This is a genomic window from Meiothermus sp. (genome assembly GCF_025060375.1).
Classification (GTDB): Bacteria; Deinococcota; Deinococci; order Deinococcales; family Thermaceae; genus Meiothermus.
The window spans coordinates 53,735-69,273 of record NZ_JANXCG010000038.1 but is presented as its reverse complement, the minus strand read 5'-3'; the positions used below and the strand labels follow the sequence as shown (position 1 = coordinate 69,273).

The window sequence follows — 15,539 nt, the reverse complement described above, 5'->3', positions numbered from 1 at the left end:
CCAAGCTGCGCTTATCGTTTCAGCACGTTGTCCGAGGTAACCAGGGCGTCCCGCAAAACGTGCAGCATATCCAGGGCCTTCCCTGTCCCCAGGGCCACCGCCTCCACCGCGTTCTCAGCCACCACCACCGGTACCCCGGTGGCCTCCTGCAGGAGCAGGTCCAGGTTGCGCAAAAGCGCCCCCCCGCCCGTGAGCAGGATGCCCCGGTCGATGATGTCCGCCACCAGCTCAGGAGGGGTGGTCTCGAGCACCCCCTTGACCCCCTGCACGATCTTCTCCAGAGGCTCCTTCAAAGCCTCCACCACATCCCCGGTGGTCACCTCGATGCTCTTAGGCAGACCCGTAAGGAGGTCGCGCCCCCGCACCTCCGCCACCATCTCCTGCTCCCCTGGGGCCAGCTTGGCCGCACCGATCCGGATTTTCAGGTCCTCAGCGGTGCGTTCACCGATCAGCAGGTTGTACTTGCTCCGCACGTAGCGGATGATGGATTCGTCGAACTCGTTGCCAGCAATCCGCAAGCTGGTGGAGCGGACAATGCCCCCCAGCGAGATCACCGCAATGTCGCTCGAGCCCCCCCCGATGTCCACCACCATGCTCCCGGTGGGCTCGGCAATCTTAATGCCCGCCCCGATGGCGGCCGCCAGCGGTTCATCAATGAGATAGGCCCGTTTGGCCCCAGCCTCCACAATGGCCTGCACCACCGCCCGCCGCTCCACCTCGGTCACCCCCGAGGGCACCCCCACCATCACCTGGGGGCGAAAGAAGCGCAGGGGCGGCAGCACCTTCTTGATGAAGAGGGTGAGCATCCGCTCGGTCAGGGTGTAGTCAGCGATCACCCCGTCCTTGAGCGGGCGGGCCGCGACGATGTTGCCCGGGGTGCGCCCCAGCATGCGGTAGGCCTCGGCCCCTACTGCCTTGACCTCCTTGGTATCGCTCACCATCGCAATCACGGAGGGCTCGCGCAGCACAATGCCCTTGCCCCGCATGTAAATCAGCACCGAGGCAGTGCCCAGGTCAATGCCCACATCCTCCCCACGAAACGAGAACCAGCCAGCCATAGCGCTTTATTCTACAGGCTTGCGGGTGAGCTAGGGCAGGTCCTGCGGGCGGTTGGCGTTGAGGAAGAGGTGGCGGCCGAAGCGGGCCTCGAGCCCCGCGCGGGAGAGCTGCCTGTGCGGAACCTCACGCAGAAGCCTCTGCAGGCTGTACGACCCAGCCCTAAGCCGCTGTTCTACCTCGGGCAGAAGCGAGCGGTGGTAGAAGGCGCCCAGGGGCTCTAGCGCATCCTGCCAGCCCGCCACCACTGCCAGCACCCCAGGAGCAAGCCAGCCGCGCATGTAGCGCCAGTACTCTACCGACAGAAAAGGCTGGTCGCAGCCCACCACCGCCACCCACTCCCACCTGGCATGGGCCAGGGCCGCGTGCAAGCCGGACAACACCTCCCCTCCCGGGTAGAGATCGGGGTAGACCGGATACCCCGGGTAAGGGCGGTTGGCCACGACAAAGCGCTCCTCCGCCTCGGCTAGGCCTGCCCAGACCCAGGCCAAAAGGGGGCGCCCCCGATAGGGGAAGAGGGCCTTGTCCTCACCGAAACGGCGCGAGCGTCCCCCTGCCAGCACCACCCCACTCCAGCGCACCGCCCCATCATAGGGCAAAGAACCTTTCATGCTTCTTTTTCCCCCTGCATGACAACTCCATGACATAACCTTGACAAGCTAGGGACGTCGGGTGCAGGCGAGCACCCACGCACAGGAGGCCACGAGGATGAAACACCTACTCATAGCCACTGCTCTACTGGGCCTGGCCAGCACCAGCCTGGCCCAGGTGAGCCTCACCGGGGCTGGGGCCACCTTCCCCTTCCCGGTGCTCTCCAAGTACTTCGACGAATACCTCAAGGTTACCAACGGCCAGGTACGGGTCAACTACCAGTCCATCGGCTCGGGCGGAGGCCAGCGGCAGCTCATCGAGCAAACCGTGCACTTCGGCGTCTCCGACAACCCCTTCAACGACCAGCAGATGGCCGACATCCGCAGGAACTCCGGCTCCCCCGCGCTCAACATCCCCTTCGTGCTGGGGGCGGTGGTGCCCACCTACAACCTGCCCGGGGTAACCCAGCGGCTCAACTTCACCGGTGAGGTGCTGGCCGATATCTTCCTGGGCAACATCAAGACCTGGAACGATCCGGCCATCGCCCGCCTCAACCCAGGGGTGAACCTGCCCGCCCTGCCCATCACCGTAGTGCACCGTTCCGACGGCTCGGGGACGACCTTTGTCTGGACCGACTACCTGACCAAGGTCTCGCCCGAGTGGGCCCAGAAGGTGGGCCGCGGCAACAGCGTGAACTGGCTGGCCCCCAACAAGGTGGGTGGCCGGGGCAACGAGGGTGTGGCTGGCGTGGTGCGCAACACCCCTGGCGCCATTGGCTACAACGAGGTGACCTACGCGGTTCAAAACCGCATCCAGTACGGCGCGGTGCAGAACAAGGCAGGCCGCTTCATCGTAGCCGACCTACCCTCTATTACCGCCGCAGCCAACGTGGTGCTGCCGGGGGACGCCCGCATCTCCCTGACCAACACCAACGCCCCCGATGGCTACCCTGTTTCCAGCTTCTCCTACATCCTGACCTACGAGCAGCTCGATAAGAACAAGGCCTTCAAGAGCGAGGCCGAGGCCCGGGCCTTCGTGCAGATGCTCAAGTGGGTGGTTACCGAAGGACAGAAGTTCAACGAGCCCCTCACCTACGCCCGCCTGACCGAGGTAGCCCAAGCCCGCGCCCTGGCCCTGATCTCCCGCATCACCTACCAGGGCAAGCCCATCGGCAAAGAGATTGTGGGTCAGTAGACCCCTCGAGGGGGTGGGAGCCCGTGCTCCCACCCTTTTGTACACTAAGGGTGTGCGCATGCAGCAGGCCTCAACGCAATCCGCACTTATAAAACGAAAAACATCCGCTATCTACCGCGTTCTGGGCGACCGAATCTTTTTGGCCGTGGTGCTCCTCCTCGCCCTGAGCCTCATCGCGCTCACCCTGGGTCTGGGCTACTTCCTCTATCTGGGCGGCTCACAAACCATAAACAAGGAGGGCTTTTTTGGCTTTCTCACCGGTACCACCTGGGACCCCGCGCTCAGGCTTGAGTTCGGCATCTGGCCCTACGTCGTGGGCACCCTCATCACCAGCCTGGCGGCACTGGTCTTGTCGGTCCCGGTGGCCCTGGCAGCGGCCATCTTCACCGCCGAGTACGCCCCGCGCTGGCTGGCCGGCATCATCAACTACCTGGTAGATCTGATGGCCGCTGTGCCCAGCGTGGTGTACGGCATCTGGGGTATCTTCGTGCTGGCCCCCTTCCTGCGCGAGGCCTTCTACCTACCGGTCTTCCTATGGGCCTCTGAAAATGCCCCGTGGCTGGTGCGCTACCTGGGCAACCCCGCAGGCTACGGCCTTTTCACCGGCATCGTGGTGCTCTCGAGCATGATCATCCCCTTTACCGCCGCCCTCTCCCGCGACGCCATCAGCCTGGTGCCGGTGGCCCAGCGCGAGGGGGCCTACGCCCTGGGGGCGACCCGCTGGGAGGTTATGCAGATGGTCATCCTGCCCTACGCCCGGGGAGGCATCTTCGCTGGGGCCATGCTGGCCCTGGGGCGGGCCCTGGGCGAGACCATGGCCATTGCGATGGTCATTGGCAACGGCAACATCCTGCCCTATACCCTCTTCGGCCCCGCCTCCACCATGCCCGCAGTCATCGCGCTGGAGCTCAAGGAAGCGGTGGAAGACCTGCACTACTCGGCCATCATTGGGGTGGGTTTCTTCCTCTTCCTCATCGCCTTCATCGTCAACGCTACGGCCAGCTATCTGCTCAACAAGCTCAAGGTGAGTGAGCAGCGCTTCTAGAGAGGAGCAAGCCATGCGCAACCTACAAGCCCGCTACGCCCGCGACCGGGTCATCCTGTTCGTGGTGGTCATAGGCACCATCTTGGCTGCCCTGCCCCTCACCCTGGTCCTGTTCTACGCTGTGGTCAACGGGTTTAGCTCCCTCGACTGGAACTTCTTCACCAAAGGGCCCAAACCCCCAGGTGAGACCGGCGGGGGGATGGCCCCAGCCATTGTGGGTACCCTCGTCATCACCGGCACAGGTCTCCTCATCGCTACTCCCTTTGGCATCGCAGCTGGCATCCTGATGGCCGAGTACCCCGACAACAAGCTCAACCCCACCTTGCGCCTCCTCTCCGACACCCTCAACGGGATGCCCGCCATCCTGAAAGGCCTGCTGGCCTACGTCCTTGTGGTCAAGGCCCAGGGCTCCTTCTCTGGCTTCTCCGGCGCGCTGGCTATGGCCTTCATCATGGTTCCCATCATTGCCAAGTCCACCGAGAGCATGCTCAAGCTGGTCCCCTGGAACATCCGCGAAGCCGGGCTGGCCCTGGGCCTGCCCCGCTGGCGGGTGATCCTCTCGCTGGTGCTCCCTGCCGCAAGGGGCGGGGTGGTCACCGGAATGCTGCTGGCTACCGCCAGGGCCGCGGGGGAGGCCGCGCCTCTCATCTTCACCGCCTTCGGTAACACCCTGCTTACCCTAAACCTGTCCCAGCCCATGGACGCGCTGCCGCTGCGGCTTTACGCCTACGCCATCAGCCCCTACGAAGACTGGCACCGCCTGGCCTGGGCGGCCGCGCTCGTGCTGCTGGCCCTGGTGGTCCTCACCAGCCTGCTGGCCCGCTGGGCCACCCGCGGGCGCTTCTAAGGAGCGAACATGAGCGAGTTCACCCCTGCAGCCAACCCACAAACCGGCCACACCGAGATCATTACCCCCGATCCGAATGCCAAAACCCGCATCGAAGCCCGGCGGGTTACCGTCTGGTACGGCCAGAAGGCGGGGGTGCGCGACGTGGACATGCCCATCTACGCCAACAAGGTGACCGCCTTGATTGGCCCTTCTGGCTGTGGTAAGACCACCTTTCTGCGGGCGCTCAACCGGATGCACGACCTGACCCCACACGCCCGGGTTACGGGAGAGGTCTTGCTGGACGGGGTCAACGTCTACGACCCCGGGGTAGACCCGGTGGAGGTGCGGCGCAAGATCGGGATGGTCTTTCAGAAGCCAAACCCCTTTCCCACCCTCTCCATCTACGGCAACGTGGTGGCCGGGCTCAGGCTGGTGGGCATTCGCAAAAAATCCCTTCTGGATGAGGCTGTGGAGCGAGCCCTGACCCAGGCGGCCTTGTGGGACGAGGTCAAGGATCGGCTCCATGCTCCCAGCATGAGCCTCTCGGGAGGTCAGCAACAGCGGCTTTGCATCGCGCGGGCCCTGGCGGTGGAGCCCGAGGTGCTCCTGATGGACGAGCCCACCAGCGCTTTGGACCCTATTTCTACCCAGTCCATCGAGGACCTCCTGACCGAGCTCAAGAAGCACGTCACCATCGTCATCGTCACCCACAACATGCAGCAGGCCGGACGGGTTTCGGACTACACCGGCTTCTTCCTCAACGGCGACCTGGTGGAGTTCGGCCCCACCAACCCGCTCTTCACCACGCCCAAGGACAAGCGCACCGAGGCCTACATCACCGGCCGCTTCGGCTAGGCCAGATGGGCCAGGCCGTGCTCGGCCAGCAGCTCCTGAATAAGCACCTTGCGGCCCCGCCTCACCGACTCCTCCGCCGCAACCCCCACCACCACGCTCCAGAAGCCTTCCTCTGCGGTAGCGGCAGAGGTGGGCTGGCCGTCCATGGCCTCGATGAAGCGTAGGTGCTCGTGGTAGGTAGCCCCACTGTGTCCGGTCTCCTCGATGATGGCCGGGTAGCTTGGGGTCATGGTGCGGGAGGTACGGTCTGGAAGGGCAACAACCTCCAGATAGTTCGCCCACCTGGAGTAGGCCTGGCCGTTCACCCCTTCGCTGGCCTTGAGACGTCCTTCGTCGCCACAAATCACGATCTCCTCGTAGACCATAGGGGCAAACATGCAGAGGTTGAAGTTGGCCCGCACCCCGTTTTCGTACTCCACGATGACAAAGGCGTTGTCCAGTATATCTGAGCGCTCACCGCGGTACTCGAATTCCCTGAAGTTAACGGCCTGGCTACCCACTGCGTACACGCTCACCGGCCGCGACTCAGCGAAGAGGTTAAAGAGGTCAAAGTAGTGGCAGCACTTCTCCACCAAGGTTCCACCCGAGTATTTGGAAAACTTGTTCCACTGGCCCACCTTGTCCAAAAAAGGCTCGCGGTGCTCGAGGATGGTGATGGTCTTGATCTCCCCCAGGCTCCGGCGCACCTTAGCCTCGTGGATGGCCTCCACATAGATGGGCTTATAGCGGTACTGAAGGCCAATCTGGAGCACTTTAGGGTAGTTCTGCGCAATCTGCCATATCTCGTAGGCATCGGGAATGTTGGTGGCCATGGGCTTCTCCAACAGGATGTGCTTGCCCGACTGCACGGCCACCTTGAGCACCTCTAGGTGGGTGTGGTTGGGGGTGCAGATGATGAGCGCATCCACCTGGGGGTCCGAGCAGGCCGCCTCGAGGCTCTCGTAGACCACCAGGGGCTCGTCGGAAAAGCGGGCCTTGACCCGGCGGGCCGCCTCCACACTCAGAGGGTTGGGGTCGTAGACCCCGTGGACGGTACAGCGGCCCTCGAGCAGGGTCACCGCGATGTGCTCCTGGCCATTAACCCCCACCCCAATGACGTTGAAGCGGTACTTGAGGGGCCCCGGGTCCATCAGAAAGCGATCCTCTCTGGGGATGTAGGCGAAGCGGGGGGAAAGGGCGTGCAGGCGGTTGGCAAACTCCTTGTGGCGTTTCATCTTTTAGATTATAAATCTAAAATTTGAGCAGGGACAGCCTGCGTTAGAATCGCCATCCAGGAGGAGGTATGCCCTACGTTCTAGCCCTAGACCAGGGAACCACCAGCAGCCGCGCCATCGTCTTTGACCTGGAGGGAAGGCCCCTCGGTCTGGCCCAAAGGGAATTTGCCCAACACTTTCCCGAACCCGGCTGGGTGGAACACGACCCCATGGAAATCTGGCACACCCAGCTCCAGGTGGCCCGCGAGGCCATCGGGCGGGCTGGGGTAAACCCCGAGGAAATCCAAGCCCTGGGCATCACCAACCAGCGCGAGACCACCCTGATTTGGGAGCGGGCTACCGGAAAGCCGGTACACCGGGCCATCGTCTGGCAGGACCGACGCACCGCCAGGGTCTGTGAGGGGCTGAAAGAAGGGGGTTACGAGGCCGTTTTTCGCAAGAAAACTGGGCTGGTGCTGGACCCCTACTTTTCCGGTACCAAGGTAAGCTGGCTACTGGAGAATCTGCCGGGCCTCAAGGAACGGGCCAGCAAGGGCGAGCTTTGCTTCGGCACGGTGGATAGCTGGCTCATCTACAACCTAACCGGGGGCCAGGTGCACGCCACCGATGTTTCCAACGCCTCCCGTACCCTAATGATGAACCTACAGACCCTAAACTGGGACGAGGAGCTACTGTCCATCCTGGGCGTTCCCAAGGCCCTGCTGCCGGAAATACACCCTTCAGCAGGGCTCTTCGGCCACACCCTACCGGAGCTCCTTGGCGCGCCCATCCCCATTACCGGTGTGGCCGGCGACCAGCAAGCTGCGCTCTTCGGCCAGGCTTGCTTTTCGCCGGGTATGGCTAAGAACACCTACGGAACCGGCTGTTTCCTCCTGATGCACACCGGTGGAGAACCTGTGAGCTCAAAAAACGGCCTGCTCACCACGCTGGCCTGGCAGCTCGAGGGAGAGGCACCCGAGTACGCCCTGGAAGGCTCGGTCTTTGTGGCTGGAGCGGCGGTGCAGTGGCTTAGGGATGGCCTTGGAATCATCCAGAACTCGAGCGAGGTGGAGGCCCTGGCCCGCCGGGTAGAGAGCACCGAGGGGGTCTACTTCGTCCCTGCCTTCGTGGGCCTGGGGGCTCCCTACTGGGACGCCTATGCGCGGGGCACCGTTGTGGGCCTGACCCGGGGCAGCACCGCCGCTCACCTCGCCCGGGCCGTCCTCGAGGCCATCGCCTACCAAAGCCGGGAGGTGCTGGAGGCCATGGAGGCCGACGCAGGCCTAGGGCTCACCGAGCTTCGAGTGGACGGAGGGGCCAGCGCCAACGAGCTTCTCATGCAGTTCCAGGCCGATATCCTGGCAGCCCCAGTGGTTCGCCCAAAGGTCATCGAAACCACTGCCCTGGGCGCCGCCTACCTGGCCGCGGTGGGGGCGGGGCTCCTCTCCAAAGACGGGATTGCAAAGCGGTGGGCTGTCGGGAAGCGCTTTGCTCCCAAGATGCCGGAAGCCCATCGGGAGCGGCTCTACCGGGGGTGGAAAAGAGCGGTGGAGCGGGCCCGGGGCTGGGCCGAGGCCTGAGCTTGCACCTGGCTCATCCTGCGGTGCTAGGATGTTTAGAGGAGGGGATATGGACCTCAGAGAACTCGCCCAAAGGGCCCGAGAAACCGCCGAAAACGCCCTCAAACAAGCCGAGGCCAAGATCAGCGAGGTTCGGGCCAGCCTGGACAGGGACCAAGACGGGGTTCCAGACCAGCTCGAGGGCCTTCTAAACCAGGCCAAGCAGGCCGCCGAGCAGGCCAGGACCCGGTTTGAGGAGTTCAAAGCCAGTCTGGACAGGGATAAAGACGGGATTCCCGACCAGCTCAAGCACCTGAGCGAACAGGTACAGCAGGCCGCCGAGCAAGCCAAGGTCAAGGCCGAGGAGCTGGCCAAAGCGGTGCAGGAGCGCCTAGGCAAGAGGGGCTAAGCCCTGCTGCCTGCTCATCCCCACCGGGAACCCGGCCCAGCAGCTCACTTGGCGAGCAGCACCGGGCTCTGGGAGCGAGCCAGAACCTTTTGGCTCTGGCTTCCCAGGAGCAGCCCCTCGAGCTGGCCTAGCCCCCGTGTGCCCATAACAATCAGGTCCACCCCACGCACCTCCGCTACCCGCAGGATGGCCTCCGCCGGGGGCCCTTCCAGAACCTCTACCTCCACCTCGAGGCCCTCTAAAAGGGAGCGGGCCTCCTGCACAACCCTCTCTGCCGCCTCGGTACGGCGGGAGATAGCCTCCTGCAAAAAGGGCTCACCCAGATATGCCGGTATAGGGTCATAAGCGTGAACCAGGCACACCCGTGCCCGGTACCGCCGGGCTAGGTCGGAAGCCATCATAGCAGCCTTGCGGGCATGCGGAGAACCGTCATAGGCAAGCAAGATATGGCTGAACATGGCACCTCCCAACAGGGATTTTCCCACAAACAACTCCACCCCTGGCCCACGTAACGCCCCACCGAAACCAGGTCGTGCATCCGTCACAGGAGGCAAGTCACGGTTCGCGTAACTTAGGGGTATCCCGCGGGGGAGGACAGCGGCCCGCCCTCACCCCCTGTGCAACCGGAGGAAGTTATGGCAAAGCTCATTGCAATAGACGACTCCCTGGCTGACCTGAAGCTAATCGAAAGTGCTCTCTCCCCCTACCACCAAGTGGTGCTCTACCAGGGCAGCGAAAACGTGGAGCAACGCATAGAAGCGGAAAAGCCCGATGCGGTGCTGCTGGACGTGGTAATGCCGGGCCGCAACGGCTACGAAATCCTACGCTCGCTGCGGCGCAACGAAGCCACCAAGCACATCCCCGTGCTGATCATAAGCTCCAAGGGCGAACCCACCGACATCGAGTGGGGCAAGCGGCAAGGGGCCAACGGCTATCTAACCAAGCCCTACACCCCTGAGGCCTTGCGCAAAGCGGTGCAGGAACTGCTCTAGGCTACCCCATGACCCCCGCCGCCTTCGGGCCAATCTGGGTGCTGCGCTTGGGCGGTACTCTTTTGGGAATAGCCCCAAAGGCCTTCAAGGGGGTCTTGGAGGTGGGACAGCTCACCCCTGTACCTCTGGTACCCAGGCCCTTGCTGGGGCTTTTCGCCCACCAGGGCCAGGCGGTTCCCCTCTTTGACCTGAGCCTGGTTCTAGAGACCATCCCAGCTGAGCCAGGACTGGCCGCCCTGGTGGATGCGGCAGGGCAACCTCTGGCTTTCTGGATTGACGAGGTGGTCGGGCTCGCCCACGCTGTTCTGTCAAATCCAAGGCCCAGCCAGACCCCCGTTCTCAGCGGCCTGGTGGAGGAAGGAGGCAGGCCAATTGGTCTCCTAGACCCTCCCCGCCTTCTCACCTACCTCTCCCAGGAGGTTTCCTCCCCCCGGCCAATCCTCCCAGGCCGGGTGGAAAGGAGTTGATATGGAACAGAACCACCTTCCAATGCACCACGACCCCCTGCTGGTGGGGACCTCGTTTTTCATCGCCATCTTTGCCTCGTACGCCGCCCTGGTGGTCATCCGCCGGCTGCGCCAGGGCAACCGAAGCCCCCTTTGGCTCTGGATGGGCGCCTTCACCTACGGAATGGGGGTCTGGGCCATGCACTTTACCGCCATGACCGCTTTACGGCTTGAGAACCTGCTGGTCTCTTACGATCCCCTGCTCACTTTGGTCTCCGTCCTGCTGGCCATCCTGGGGGCTGCGGCCGCTTTCCAAATGGTACGCAGGCCTAAGGTGGGGGGGCTCGGGGTGCTGGGGGCAGGGTTCTTCCTGGGCACCGGCATCGGGGCCATGCACTACACCGGCATGCTGGCGATGCAGCTTGATGCCAAGTTAAGCTTCAACCCACCCCTGGTGGCCCTCTCCTTGCTGGTGGCCATAGCGCTGGGCACCTTCGGGATGTGGACCCTCACCAGCCCTGCTTTCGACCGAGTACCCATGCGCAACCTGCTTACCGCTACCCTAACCGGCCTGGCCATCCCCCTCATGCACTACACCGCCATGCTGGCGGTTCGCTTCACCCCCAACCCTGATACCCCCCACGCCCAGGTCGTTCTGCAGGGCCTCCTTTCCCTCAACCTTTTCATTCTCCTGGCGGTTGCCCTCAGCGCACTCCCCCTTTTCGCCGGTTTCCTGCTGGACAGCGCCAGTGACCACGGCCTGGAGGTGGAAACATGACCCAGCCCAGCCCCAAACCCGCCGCCCTACGCCCTCCCTGGCGGCGCGCCCCATCCCCTGGCACCACCCTGCTCCTCCCCAGCGGAGGGGTGCTGGGTTCGCTCAAAATTTGGCAGAAGCTCCTCCTAATCAGTCTGGCCTTCCTAGCCCCCATCGCCCTGACCACGCTCCTGCTGTACCGCGAGAATGCCCAGCGCTTTGAGGCCAGCTACAGCGCTTACGTCGGTCTGGACTACCTAAGGGTGGTCCAGAAGTTGCTCTTCGGCAGTAGCCAGTATCAGCGGGCCTTGGAGGCCCAAAGTGCCCAGGCCGAGACCATTGCCGCACAGGTAGACGCCTGGCTGGAGGAGTTAGGCCAGCTCAACACCACCCTGGGTGAGCGCTGGGGCTGGGGGCTAACCGAAAAAATCGCCCAAATTCGCTACGACTGGGAGCGGATCAAAAACCAGGGTCCGACCATCAGCGCGCTGAACAGCTTTGAAGCCAGCCAGGTGCTGGCTCAGGAAGTGCGCGACCTGATGGAGGAGACCGGAAACCAGTCAGGCCTGTCCATGCTCCCCGCAGTGGACATCCACTACCTACAACGCTCGGTGATCGACAGCCTTCCGGGGCTTTACCTGGAGCTTTCCCGGTTGCGCAACCTGGGGCAGTACGCCTTGAGCCGGGGAAGCCTCAGCCCTGCCGAGCGGGTGGAGGTAAGCGCCATGGCTCGCCGCATCAACCAGACCCTGAGCGAGCTGGCCCGGGAGCTGGAGGGTGCGGCACGGCTCAACCCAGGCCTGGAGCCCCTCCTGGAGGACTATTCCCGAGCCGACGCCTTGGTCCGGGAGGCCTACGCCCTGGCGGTCAATGAAGTGGCCACCCCACCCCGCCTCACCTACCGGCCCAGCCAGTACACCGCGGCCTTTGACCAGGCCCTGGAGGGGCTGGAGACCTACAACCTGGCCCTAATGAACCGGATAGAGCGGCTGGTGGAACAGCGCATCGCTACGCTCCTAGAGGAGCAACTTCTGATCTTCGTGGGCATCGCCCTGGCCCTGGCCCTCACCTTTACCCTGGTGGGCGCGGTGGCCCGCTCCATCGCCCAGCCGGTGGCCCAGCTCTTCGCAGCCTCCAACCGGCTCCGCAAGGGCGACCTGAGCGTACAGGTGCCGGTGCAGTCGGCCGATGAGCTGGGCTCGCTGGCCCGCACCTTCAACGACAGCGTGGCCCAGCTCAGGGCAAAAGCCGAGGCCGACGCGGAGCAACTCCGCCAAAGCCGCCTCCTGCAGGAAAACATTGCGGCTTTCCTGAACGTGGCCATGGAGATTGCCCAGGGCGACCTGACCAAGCGGGGCCGCGTGACCGAGGATGTGCTGGGCAACGTGGTGGACGCGGTGAACCTTACCGTAGAGGAGATCGCCTACCTGCTCAAACAGGTGCAAACCGCTGCTGAGAGGGTGAACCAAGGCGCAACCCAGATGGCCGAGAGCTCGAGGCGGGTGCAGGAAAAAGCCGAGTCTCAGGCCGAGCTTTCGGCCCGGGCTCGCATTGAGGCCCTGGACACCACCGATGAGATTCGCCGGATGACCCAGCAAATCCTTGAGGGCACAGCCCTGGTGCTGCGGGCCAAGGAGGTTGCTCTCGAAGGGCAAACCGCTGTGCAGAACACCCTTTTTGGCATGCAGAACATCCGCCGGGAGGTACAGAGCATCTCCAAGAGCATCAAGGGCCTTTCCGACCGCTCGCTGGAAATCTCCGAGGTGGTGGACACCATCTCCCGCATCGCCAAACAAACCAACCTGCTGGCCCTGAACGCCGCCATTGAGGCCGCTGGGGCCGGCGAGGCCGGCGCCCGCTTTGCGGTGGTGGCCGACCAGGTGCGCAAGCTGGCCGAGGACGCCGCCCGTGCGGCCCAGCGTGTGAGCCAGCTGGTCAAGGGCATCCAAAGCGAGATTCAGGGCGTGGTGATCTCGGTGGAAGGCGGCACCCGGGAGGTGGAGCAGGGCTATCGCATTGCCACCGAGGCGGGTAACAAGCTCGAGCAAATCGCCGCGCTTTCCCAGCAGACCGCAGAGGCGGCCCGCCGCCTGGCCAAGGTTGCAGAGGCGCAGGTGACCCGGGTTGAGGGGGTAACCGACCTGGTGCAGGACATCTACAACACCGCCCTGCAGACCGACGAGGAAAGCCGCAGGGGCCGCCAAACTGCTGAGGAGCTGCAAGCGCTGGCCCAACAGCTAAACCAGGGCCTCTCGCGCTTCCGGCTGCCCGCCTAAGCGGAGGAGATGATGGCCTTGCAGCGCGAATTCCACGAAGTCGAGGTCAAACAGGTGGGCCTCCTGGGTGCCCAACCGCGCAAGCTGCGGGTAGACGCCGAGCTTCTAGAGGCACCCATCACTGGGTTCTTCGGCAACCTGCGCATCCCCTACAAGCTGGCGCTTCTGGTACTCCCCCTGCTGTTCCCCCTTTTCTACCTGCTCTTTTCGCTGGTGCTGGAGCAGCAGGCCGACATCAACTTCGTGCGGGCAGAAAAGCAAGGGGCGCTGCTGCTCCAGCACACCAGCACCCTCATCAAAAACATCTCCGAACACCGGAGCATGAGCGCGGCGGTCTTGTCCGGAAACCAGGAACTGGCGATTCCACGGAGCCAAAAGGCCGAGGAGGTCAACCGCGGCTTCGCCCTGCTGGAGCAGACCCTTCGCAGCGAGGGCGACCCCCTAGGCCTAGGCAAAAGGCTGGAGGCCCTAAAGGTTCGTTGGGACACCACCCTGGCCCTGAACACCAACGCTGAGCTCTACATCCGGGAGCACACCCAGCTGGTCCAGCAGCTCTTTGCCCTCAACGAGCAGATTGCCGCCCAGTCAAACCTCCTGCTCGACCCCACCGTCCAGGTCTACTGGCTGGTGGACAGCGTGGTCTACCGCCTGCCCCAGGTCATGGAGGCCCTAAGCCTGGTGCAGGGGTTGGGCAGCGCAGCGCTGCAATCCAAAACCCTTAGCCCCGATCAAGAACGCCGTCTCAGCGGTCTGCTGATGGCCCTGACCAGCCGCAACAGCCAGCCCTGGGAGATTCCCTCGGTTACGGCCAGCCTGGAGCGCTCCATACAAAACGCCCTCCAGGCCAGCCCCAACCTGGAAAGCAGCCTTGGCGAGCAGGTTTCCTCAGCTCGAGCCATTACCGAAGGAGCAGTAGAGCTGGCCCGCCGAGAGGTGCTCAGCCGACGGATGAACCTCAACCCGACGCTGTTCTACGAGCAACTAAGCCGGCCCATCGAAGCCTACTTTGCCCTCCAGAACGCGAGCTTTAACCAGCTCAACAGCGCGCTGGACGAGCGGCTGGGCCACCTGGTCAACCGGCAGGTGCTCAGCTTGTTCATCGTACTCTTCGCCCTGGCCCTCTCCCTTTGGCTGATCCTCGGGGTGCTCAACTCCATCCTGGCCCCCCTGGGCGAGCTGAGCAAGACCGCGGCCGAGCTGGGCCGGGGGAACCTCTCCTCCCTGGTTCGGCTGCGCTCGAGGGACGAGCTGGGCCTGGTGGGTAAGACCCTCAACCAATCCATCCTGACCCTGAGAAGCCTGATGGAGCAGCAAGAAGCGGAGCGCCAGCGGGGTCTGCGGCTTCAGGAAAACGTGCGCCGGTTCCTGGACGTCGCCACCGAGATAGCCAAGGGCGACCTGACCCGTCGGGGCGAGGTAACCGAGGACGTGCTGGGTAGCGTGGTGGACGCGGTTAACTTCACCGTGGAGGAGATCGCTCACCTGCTCAAGGGGGTCAAGGAGGCCGCCGAGTCGGTGAACCGGAGCGCCACCCAGGTAGACCAGCTCACCGCATCCATCGCCATGGGCGCACTCACCCAAGCCGGGGAGGTTCGTCAGGTACAGGAGGAGACTCGCCAGCTCAGCCAGGGAATTCGGCAGATGGCTGAGCGAGCTGGCGGTGCCGCACAGGCCGCACAGGAGACGCTCGAGGCCGCCCAGCAGGGCCAGCAGGCCGTAACCCAGACCCTCTCCAGCATGAGCGACATCCGAGGCGAGATGCAGGCCATCGCTGAAAGCGTGCAAAAACTGGCGGAGCGCTCGGCGGAAATTGAGAGCATAACCCGCGTGCTCGAGGAATTCGCCTCCCAAACCAACCTGCTGGCCCTGAACGCCGCCTTTGAAGCTGCCGGAGCAGGCCCAGCGGGACGCCGCTTTGCTGTTGTGGCTGAAGAAATCCGCAAGCTGGCCGAAGAATCGGCCCGCGAGACTGCCCGGGTAGGCGCTTTGGTCCAGCAGGTGCAAGGCGAGGTTGAACGGGTGGTGGAACGGGTGCAGGAAGGCGTGCGGGAGGTAACGACCGGCCACACCGTAGCCCAAACCGCGGGAAGCCGCCTGGAGGATATCGCCCGGCTCGCCGCCCAGTCAGCCCACCTAGCCCAGGAAATCTCGAGCCTGGCCCAGATCCAGGTAGGTGCGGTGGAGCGGGTAGATCAGGCCATGCAGAAGATTGCCCAGACCGCCCAGAAAACCAACGAGCAAAGCCAGGAAGGCCGCCGCTCGGCCGAAGGGATGCGCATTCTGGCCGCCCAGCTTGCGGGCAACCTGGCCCGGTTCCGCTTGTCGTAGGGGTTCCAC

Annotated in this window: 15 protein-coding genes; 11 read left to right on the top strand and 4 right to left on the bottom strand. The window is 63.9% G+C overall.

Annotated features, from left to right (window positions below; translation table 11 throughout):
* Positions 1-11 precede the first annotated feature (11 nt).
* Both NZ849_RS04855 and NZ849_RS04850 read right to left on the bottom strand, forming a co-directional pair.
* Positions 12-1,058 (bottom strand): rod shape-determining protein, encoded by a 1,047-nt coding sequence (locus NZ849_RS04855; RefSeq protein ID WP_295387957.1) that lies wholly within the window; start codon positions 1,056-1,058, stop codon positions 12-14.
* A 30-nt stretch (positions 1,059-1,088) separates the two neighbouring features.
* On the bottom strand, positions 1,089-1,667 hold the full coding sequence (locus NZ849_RS04850; protein WP_295387959.1) for a molybdenum cofactor guanylyltransferase: 579 nt from the start codon (positions 1,665-1,667) through the stop codon (positions 1,089-1,091).
* A gap of 97 nt (positions 1,668-1,764) precedes the next feature.
* Here NZ849_RS04850 and pstS point away from each other — a divergent pair, with 97 nt between their 5' ends.
* From pstS to pstB, 4 genes are read left to right on the top strand one after another with little or no spacing between them, the layout of a single operon-like run.
* Positions 1,765-2,841 (top strand): phosphate ABC transporter substrate-binding protein PstS, encoded by a 1,077-nt coding sequence (gene pstS, locus NZ849_RS04845; protein WP_295387960.1) that lies wholly within the window; start codon positions 1,765-1,767, stop codon positions 2,839-2,841.
* A 58-nt stretch (positions 2,842-2,899) separates the two neighbouring features.
* On the top strand, positions 2,900-3,886 hold the full coding sequence (gene pstC, locus NZ849_RS04840; protein ID WP_295404879.1) for a phosphate ABC transporter permease subunit PstC: 987 nt from the start codon (positions 2,900-2,902) through the stop codon (positions 3,884-3,886).
* A 13-nt stretch (positions 3,887-3,899) separates the two neighbouring features.
* The gene (pstA, locus tag NZ849_RS04835; protein WP_295387962.1) at positions 3,900-4,733 is read left to right on the top strand and encodes a phosphate ABC transporter permease PstA; all 834 of its coding nucleotides are present in this window, start codon (positions 3,900-3,902) and stop codon (positions 4,731-4,733) included.
* Between the two features lie 9 nt (positions 4,734-4,742).
* Positions 4,743-5,570 carry a phosphate ABC transporter ATP-binding protein PstB gene (gene pstB, locus NZ849_RS04830; RefSeq protein ID WP_295404840.1) on the top strand — a complete coding sequence of 276 codons (828 nt, stop codon included), beginning with the start codon at positions 4,743-4,745 and terminating at the stop codon, positions 5,568-5,570.
* Here the strand turns inward: pstB and NZ849_RS04825 are convergent.
* Positions 5,567-6,784, bottom strand: a complete 1,218-nt coding sequence (locus NZ849_RS04825; protein ID WP_295404837.1) for a Gfo/Idh/MocA family oxidoreductase — start codon at positions 6,782-6,784, stop codon at positions 5,567-5,569. The two genes, pstB and NZ849_RS04825, sit on opposite strands and share 4 nt — an antisense overlap.
* 68 nt (positions 6,785-6,852) lie before the next feature.
* Between NZ849_RS04825 and glpK the strand changes: the two genes are divergently transcribed.
* Both glpK and NZ849_RS04815 read left to right on the top strand, forming a co-directional pair.
* Positions 6,853-8,343 (top strand): glycerol kinase GlpK, encoded by a 1,491-nt coding sequence (gene glpK, locus NZ849_RS04820; protein WP_295404834.1) that lies wholly within the window; start codon positions 6,853-6,855, stop codon positions 8,341-8,343.
* 49 nt (positions 8,344-8,392) lie between these two features.
* Positions 8,393-8,731: a dolichyl-phosphate-mannose-protein mannosyltransferase gene (locus NZ849_RS04815; RefSeq protein ID WP_295404830.1), complete on the top strand. Its 339-nt coding sequence runs from the start codon at positions 8,393-8,395 to the stop codon at positions 8,729-8,731.
* 44 nt (positions 8,732-8,775) lie between these two features.
* On the opposite strand, the gene NZ849_RS04810 is transcribed toward NZ849_RS04815, so the two are convergent.
* Entirely contained in the window at positions 8,776-9,189 is a 414-nt protein-coding gene (locus NZ849_RS04810) for a universal stress protein (RefSeq protein ID WP_295404827.1), read from the bottom strand.
* A 177-nt stretch (positions 9,190-9,366) separates the two neighbouring features.
* On the opposite strand from NZ849_RS04810, the gene NZ849_RS04805 reads away from it, so the two are divergent.
* From NZ849_RS04805 to NZ849_RS04785, 5 genes are read left to right on the top strand one after another with little or no spacing between them, the layout of a single operon-like run.
* Positions 9,367-9,723, top strand: a complete 357-nt coding sequence (locus NZ849_RS04805) for a response regulator (RefSeq protein WP_295404823.1) — start codon at positions 9,367-9,369, stop codon at positions 9,721-9,723.
* 8 nt (positions 9,724-9,731) lie between these two features.
* Positions 9,732-10,190: a chemotaxis protein CheW gene (locus tag NZ849_RS04800; RefSeq protein ID WP_295404820.1), complete on the top strand. Its 459-nt coding sequence runs from the start codon at positions 9,732-9,734 to the stop codon at positions 10,188-10,190.
* Position 10,191: 1 nt separating this feature from the next.
* Positions 10,192-10,947 carry an MHYT domain-containing protein gene (locus tag NZ849_RS04795; RefSeq protein ID WP_295404817.1) on the top strand — a complete coding sequence of 252 codons (756 nt, stop codon included), beginning with the start codon at positions 10,192-10,194 and terminating at the stop codon, positions 10,945-10,947.
* On the top strand, positions 10,944-13,202 hold the full coding sequence (locus tag NZ849_RS04790) for a methyl-accepting chemotaxis protein (RefSeq protein ID WP_295404814.1): 2,259 nt from the start codon (positions 10,944-10,946) through the stop codon (positions 13,200-13,202). The genes NZ849_RS04795 and NZ849_RS04790 overlap by 4 nt, the downstream gene beginning before the upstream one ends.
* A 9-nt stretch (positions 13,203-13,211) precedes the next feature.
* Complete coding sequence (locus NZ849_RS04785) at positions 13,212-15,530, top strand: methyl-accepting chemotaxis protein (protein ID WP_295404811.1); 2,319 nt, start codon at positions 13,212-13,214, stop codon at positions 15,528-15,530.
* Positions 15,531-15,539 lie beyond the last annotated feature (9 nt).

Bases quoted from the DNA above. Each gene is read 5' to 3' on its own strand.
- NZ849_RS04855 (WP_295387957.1), bottom strand. From the start codon at position 1,058: ATGGCTGGCTGGTTCTCGTTTCGTGGGGAGGATGTGGGCATTGACCTG.
- NZ849_RS04850 (WP_295387959.1), bottom strand. From the start codon at position 1,667: ATGAAAGGTTCTTTGCCCTATGATGGGGCGGTGCGCTGGAGTGGGGTG.
- pstS (WP_295387960.1), top strand. From the start codon at position 1,765: ATGAAACACCTACTCATAGCCACTGCTCTACTGGGCCTGGCCAGCACC.
- pstC (WP_295404879.1), top strand. From the start codon at position 2,900: ATGCAGCAGGCCTCAACGCAATCCGCACTTATAAAACGAAAAACATCC.
- pstA (WP_295387962.1), top strand. From the start codon at position 3,900: ATGCGCAACCTACAAGCCCGCTACGCCCGCGACCGGGTCATCCTGTTC.
- pstB (WP_295404840.1), top strand. From the start codon at position 4,743: ATGAGCGAGTTCACCCCTGCAGCCAACCCACAAACCGGCCACACCGAG.
- NZ849_RS04825 (WP_295404837.1), bottom strand. From the start codon at position 6,784: ATGAAACGCCACAAGGAGTTTGCCAACCGCCTGCACGCCCTTTCCCCC.
- glpK (WP_295404834.1), top strand. From the start codon at position 6,853: ATGCCCTACGTTCTAGCCCTAGACCAGGGAACCACCAGCAGCCGCGCC.
- NZ849_RS04815 (WP_295404830.1), top strand. From the start codon at position 8,393: ATGGACCTCAGAGAACTCGCCCAAAGGGCCCGAGAAACCGCCGAAAAC.
- NZ849_RS04810 (WP_295404827.1), bottom strand. From the start codon at position 9,189: ATGTTCAGCCATATCTTGCTTGCCTATGACGGTTCTCCGCATGCCCGC.
- NZ849_RS04805 (WP_295404823.1), top strand. From the start codon at position 9,367: ATGGCAAAGCTCATTGCAATAGACGACTCCCTGGCTGACCTGAAGCTA.
- NZ849_RS04800 (WP_295404820.1), top strand. From the start codon at position 9,732: ATGACCCCCGCCGCCTTCGGGCCAATCTGGGTGCTGCGCTTGGGCGGT.
- NZ849_RS04795 (WP_295404817.1), top strand. From the start codon at position 10,192: ATGGAACAGAACCACCTTCCAATGCACCACGACCCCCTGCTGGTGGGG.
- NZ849_RS04790 (WP_295404814.1), top strand. From the start codon at position 10,944: ATGACCCAGCCCAGCCCCAAACCCGCCGCCCTACGCCCTCCCTGGCGG.
- NZ849_RS04785 (WP_295404811.1), top strand. From the start codon at position 13,212: ATGATGGCCTTGCAGCGCGAATTCCACGAAGTCGAGGTCAAACAGGTG.